The 5405-nt window shown below is 70.8% G+C and carries 5 protein-coding genes; 2 read left to right on the top strand and 3 right to left on the bottom strand.

The window, feature by feature from the left end; all coding sequences use genetic code 11:
• Positions 1-108: 108 nt before the first annotated feature.
• Both DEP02_RS27895 and DEP02_RS27890 read right to left on the bottom strand, forming a co-directional pair.
• Positions 109-1197 (bottom strand): NADH-quinone oxidoreductase subunit B family protein, encoded by a 1089-nt coding sequence (locus DEP02_RS27895; protein ID WP_112470454.1) that lies wholly within the window; start codon positions 1195-1197, stop codon positions 109-111.
• Positions 1194-1739 (bottom strand): hemerythrin domain-containing protein, encoded by a 546-nt coding sequence (locus DEP02_RS27890; RefSeq protein ID WP_112470453.1) that lies wholly within the window; start codon positions 1737-1739, stop codon positions 1194-1196. Before DEP02_RS27890 ends, DEP02_RS27895 begins: the two co-directional genes overlap by 4 nt.
• Before the next feature lie 595 nt (positions 1740-2334).
• Here DEP02_RS27890 and DEP02_RS27885 point away from each other — a divergent pair.
• Positions 2335-3573, top strand: a complete 1239-nt coding sequence (locus DEP02_RS27885) for an RNA-guided endonuclease InsQ/TnpB family protein (RefSeq protein WP_112470452.1) — start codon at positions 2335-2337, stop codon at positions 3571-3573.
• Positions 3574-3608: 35 nt separating this feature from the next.
• Here DEP02_RS27885 and DEP02_RS27880 read toward each other — a convergent pair whose 3' ends face one another.
• Positions 3609-4670: a PucR family transcriptional regulator gene (locus DEP02_RS27880; RefSeq protein ID WP_112470451.1), complete on the bottom strand. Its 1062-nt coding sequence runs from the start codon at positions 4668-4670 to the stop codon at positions 3609-3611.
• A gap of 215 nt (positions 4671-4885) precedes the next feature.
• On the opposite strand from DEP02_RS27880, the gene DEP02_RS27875 reads away from it, so the two are divergent.
• The gene (locus DEP02_RS27875) at positions 4886-5356 is read left to right on the top strand and encodes an SPW repeat protein (protein ID WP_112470450.1); all 471 of its coding nucleotides are present in this window, start codon (positions 4886-4888) and stop codon (positions 5354-5356) included.
• The last annotated feature ends 49 nt before the right edge of the window (positions 5357-5405 follow it).

Below are 5405 nucleotides of genomic sequence, written 5' to 3'. Positions count from 1 at the left end.
ATGATCCGGGTGATCGGATCCCAGGACATGTCCACGATCTGCGCGGGCCTGCGCCCCGCCGCACGAGCCTCGGTAGTCGTCATGTCGGTCTGGCCCTCGTTCCTCTCGTCAGGCGCGCCAGTGCGGGTCGTACCCGCTGGTCAGCTCGTGTTGGTTGTGGCGCCACTTCGGTTCCTTGTTGACGGCCATGCTGGTGATGCCGCGCATGCGCCGGATGAAGGCGCCGTAGGGCCTGATCAGGACGGACGACAGGCTGCCGCCGGTGGGCTCGTCCATGAACGGCATGAAGGTGTCGGGGAAGCCGGGCATGGTGCAGCCGATGCAGATGCCGCCCACGTTGGGGCAGCCGCCGATGCCGGCCATCCAGCCCCGCTTGGGCACGTTGCAGTTCACCACGGGACCCCAACAGCCCACCTTCACCTGGCACTTGGGGGAGTTGTAGTCCTTGGCGAAGTCGCCCTGCTCGTAGTACGCGGCGCGGTCGCAGCCCTCGTGGACCGTCTTGCCGAACAGCCACTGCGGGCGCAGCATGTGGTCCAGCGGCGGGGGCGGCGCGGAGCCCGCGGCGTGGTAGAGCATCCAGGTCAGGGTCTCCATGAAGTTCTCCGGCTGGATGGGGCAGCCGGGGACGTTGACGATGGGCAGGGCGCCCTGCGACCTGAAGTCCCAGCCGAGGTAGTCGGCGAGGCCCATGGAGCCGGTGGGGTTGCCGGCCATCGCGTGGATGCCGCCGTACGTGGCGCAGGTGCCGGCCGCGACGACCGCCCACGCCTTGGGGGCGAGTTGGTCGATCCACCAGTTGATGGTGAGCGGTTCGCCCGTCTCCAGGTCGTTGCCGAAGGAGGTCCAGAAGCCGTCGCCCTCGATGATGTTCTGGTTGGGGACCGAGCCCTCGATGACGAGGATGAACGGGGAGAGTTCCCCGGCGGCCGCGGCCCGGAAGGGGGCGAGGAAGTCCTCGCCGCCCAGGCTCGGCGAGAGCACCTTGTTGTAGAGGTGCACCTTCGGCAGCCCGGGGATCAGGCCGAGCACGATGTCCTCGATCGCCGGCTGGCCCGACGCGGTCATGGAGACGGTGTCGCCGTCGCAGCTCATGCCCTCGGAGATCCAGAGGATGTGGATCTCGTCGAAGCCGGCCCGCTCGTGGGCGCCTTCGGGCTCCCGGCTGACTTCGGTGGTACCGCTGGCGATGGTCATGTGCTCGGCCTCCCCTGGAGACGGTCGCGGAGTCGGTCGTAGGCGGCGGCCACCGGCCCGAGCACGGTGAGCGCGGGGGGCTGGTCGGGGGCGTTCGGGTGGGGCCGGGTGGGGGCGGTCTGCTTGGCCCGGCCGAGGAGCCGGCCGAGTTCGTCCAGCTTCTCCTGGGGGACGCGGGCGCGGAGTTCGGGCATCGTCTCGCCCTCCTCCTCGCGGATGTGCTCGTCGATCTCCCGCTTGAGCTGGGCCATGAGGTCGGCCTCGCGCTCGTCTCCGGCGGGCAGCTTGTCGAGGGCGAGCAGCAGCTTCTTGACGGCCATGTGCTCGCTCAGGTACTCGTCGATCTTCCGCGCGCCGTCGGGAAGCACCTTCTTGGCCAGGGGATAGAGCATCATTTCCTCGAGCGCCGCATGCTTGGACAGCTCGCGGACCATCAGCTCGACCACTCCGCGCCGCTGGGTCCGGGAGGCCGCGGCGTGGTAGTCGCGGAACAGTTGCTCCACCATGCGGTGGTCGTGCTTCAGCAGTTCGATGGCGTCCATCGCACCTTTCCTCGTCCGGGGCGGTGACCTGCGGCCGCGGTGCTTCGCGGCGGACGTGGCGGAGCCGGTGCGGTGCGGCCCGCCGGTCCGCCGGTCGGCTGCGCGGCCGGCACGGACGACGCCCCGCACGGGAAGGTCATCCGTCGTGCTCCAGGTTTGCCCCGTCCGCCGGCGAACGCCTCCTGTGAGGGGTCAGTGGAGTGAACGGCGAGAGCCGTCCGGGGACGTCTCGCATGTGCGTCCTCGGACGGCCGGGTGATGGCCACCGGTCAGTGGCGGCGGCGCCCCACGTGCTGGACGCGGTCGAGGGGGCCTAGCAAGGGGCGGCGCCGCCGTGTTCACCTGATCTCTGGCGAGGAGGCCCCGGCGTTCACTCCGGGGTGGGGGTACCTCCCGCCTGCGGGGGAGAATCGCATCCCGCGACAGCGGCGCGGAGCGCCCCGACATCCTGCTCAGCGGAGCCGGGCGAACGTGTGTGCTCTTGTTCGCTGGTCGGGGTGATGGTGACGGGAGGAGGGGGCGGCTGTTCGGGTGTCGTGTGTACGGTCGCCTGGCGGGCGTCGGGTGATCGGGGCAAGGGCCGGGGGTGACCGGGATGGCGGTGGGGGAGGCCGACGGGGGTGGGCATGCCCGGTACACGTACCGGCTGCGGGTGTCGGCCACGGCCCGTACCGGGCTGGAGGCGGAGTGGGCGCGGTGCCGGTGGATCTGGAACGAGTGCGTGGCCCGCTCGAAGAAGGCCCACGCGGAGGGGGAGGCGTGTGGTCCGGCCCGGCTGGACCGGATGCTCACCCGGGCCCGCGCCGTCACCCCGTGGCTGGCCGCGGGCGCCTCGGTGCCGCAGCAGCAGACCGTCCGTGACTTCGCCGCCTCCCGTACGAAGGCCCTGCAGGACCTCAAGGACCGGCTGCCCGTGCGGCGGCGGGCCGGCATGCCCCGGCCCAGGAAGAAGCACGAGGCCGAGCCGACGCTGAACTACACGCGGCGCGGGTTCCGCCTCAAGGACGGCCGGCTGCACCTGGCGGGCGGCATCGTGCTGACCGTGGTGTGGTCCCGCGAGCTGCCGGCCGAACCCTCCTCGGTGCGGGTGTACCGCGACCACCTCGGCCACTGGTACGCCTCGTTCGTCGTCCCCGCCCCGCTTCAGCCGCTGCCGCCGACCGGCGCGGTGCTCGGCGTGGACTGGGGCGTGCGGGAGACCGCCACCACCACCTCCGACGCCCATGACCTCCCCCACCCCCAGCACGGCCGCAAGGCGAAGGAGAGGCTGTCCCGCTACGACCGGATGATGGCCCGCCGCAAACCCAAGAAGGGGCAGGCCGCCTCGAAGGGCTACCGGCAGGCGAAGCGGTGGCGGGCGAAGACGTATGCGAAGATCGCCCGGCAGCGGCAGGACACGGGGCGAATGGGGTCTCCCCTGCTCGGAGCTTGTCGGAGAGCTTGGGGAAGGGCGAAGAAGGTCGTGCGCGACCATGACGTGATCGCGGTGGAGGACTTCCGGCCCAAGTTCCTTGCGAAGACGTCGATGGCGCGTAAGGCGGCCGATGCCGCGATCGGCGCCACCAAGCAGGCCCTGGCCGAGACGGGCCGCAAGCACGCGCGGGACGTGCGTCTGGTGCATCCCGCGCACACCACCATGGACTGCGGATCGTGCGGAGCGAGAACCAAGCACGTACTGCCGCTGTCGGAACGCACCTACACCTGCACCGCGTGCGGAGCCGTCTCCCCCAGGGACAAGAACTCCGCCCGCGTGATGCTCCTCCGGGCAGGTCTGAACCCGGCTGGTGTCGAGGGCGCAAGACCTCCCGGAGCGCTGCTCCGGGAGGCGGCCTGAGCCAGGAATCCCCTCCTCTTCAGGGAGGGGAGCAGTCAAAGCTCGCTCTCCGGCCAACCCAGCAGGCGCGCACCGATCGCGGCGGTCTGGAGTCTGTAGCGGTGCACGGGGTCGGCGGGATCGGCGCCGGTCAGTTTGTGGATGCGCTCCAGACGGTAGGTGAAGGCGCGCACGCTGAGGTTGAGGCGGCGCGCGGCCTCGGCGGCCGTGCAGCCGGCGTCGAAGTAGGCGGTCAGGGTGTCCAGGAGCGGCTGGGCTCCGCCGCGGGCGGCCCTCAGCGGCCCCAGGGTGTCGCGGACCAGGTCGGCCATGGCCTGCCGGTCGCGGGTCAGGACGGGATACACCAGGAGTTCCGCGGCTCGCAGGACGGGCTCCGGCAGGTCGAGCCGGTCGGCGAGTTGGAGGGCGTTGAGGGCTTCCTCGTAGGAGTGGACCACTCCCCCGGCGCCGGGGTGGGGGCGTCCGATGGCGACCCGGCCGCCGTCGGTGGAGGCGTACGCCTGCTTGGCGAAGAACGCCAGGACGTCCTCCTGGTCGCCCGGGGCGATGCACACGAGCCGGCCGTCCTTGGTGGTCAGCAGGATGCGGCGCTCACCGAACCGGGCGACCAGCGCGGTCTCGACGTACCGTGTGGCCGGATGGGTGTCGTCCACGGGCTGTCCGCCCTGGGCGACCGCCACGGCGTGTGCGCGGGAGAACAACAGTCCGTAGCGCTCGGCGCGTTCGGCCAGCCGGCCCAGGTCGCTGCGGCCGTAGAGCAGGTCGTCGATGAACTCGCGGCGGTCGGCCTCCTCCTGGCGCATGGCGAGCTTCTGCGCCCGCTCGTGCCCCTCGGCGAACGCGTCGACGGCCTGCTCGACGGCGGCGAGGACCAGGTCGATTCCGGTGGCCGTCAGCGTGGGGGCGACGGCCCTGGCCTCGGACAGGTGAAGGCGGACGAGTTTCCGCAGGCCGTGCCCGGCCTCCGCGGCCTGCTCCCCGTGGGCCCGCAGCAGGTCCAGCTCCTCCCGGGTCAGACGGCGGCCGGTGGCGCAGACGTCGGCCAGGATCCTGGTGTACCCCGTCAGATACTCGTCGGGCACCTCTGCCCCTGTCACACGCCCTCCCCGGATCCTGACGCGCCCTCGACGAATTCTTGACGCACCGTGGACAAGATTGACAGACGATCACGCACGTCCCGCAGGGGGCGTTCAGTGTGATGCAGCTCACGAGAAAAATTATGACAAGTAGCGCTATTGCGGACACAAGGGGGAAGTCGACCCATAGAGCAACAACAGCAAACTCGCAATCTCATGGAGAGGAGACGGCAGCGATGTCGTATCCGCAGCACTCCACCGCCGGCACCGGCGCCGGAATGACCTCGCACCCCGAGCTAGCCGAGATGCGAGAGCGCCTGGAGCGGACGGCCTCCAGCGGCCAGGCCATGGCCGTCGAGGGACTCATCGTCCTGGCCGGCGTCTACGCCGCGATTTCGCCCTGGGTCGTGCACTTCGCGCTGCAGCGGAACATCACGATCAACAACCTGATCATCGGCATCACCATCGCCCTGATCGGGGCCGGTCTCACGATGGCCCCGGGACGCGCCTACCGCCTCGCGTGGATCCTCGCCCCGCTCGGCCTCTGGCTGCTGATCTCCCCCTGGGTCGTCACCGCCACCCACACCGCACGGGCCGGCATCATCTGGAACAACTGCTGGCTCGGCGCGACAGTGACCCTGCTGGGGCTCGCCGCCATGGGGCTGACCATCGGAGTCGCCCGCCGCGGCCGCACCGGCCACCGGTGACATCACTCCTCCCGGCAACGGGCCGCACCCGCTGACACAGCGGGTGCGG

Source organism: Streptomyces triticisoli (assembly GCF_003270085.1).
Classification (GTDB): Bacteria; Actinomycetota; Actinomycetes; order Streptomycetales; family Streptomycetaceae; genus Streptomyces; species Streptomyces triticisoli.
This window is presented reverse-complemented; position numbering and strand designations above follow the sequence as displayed.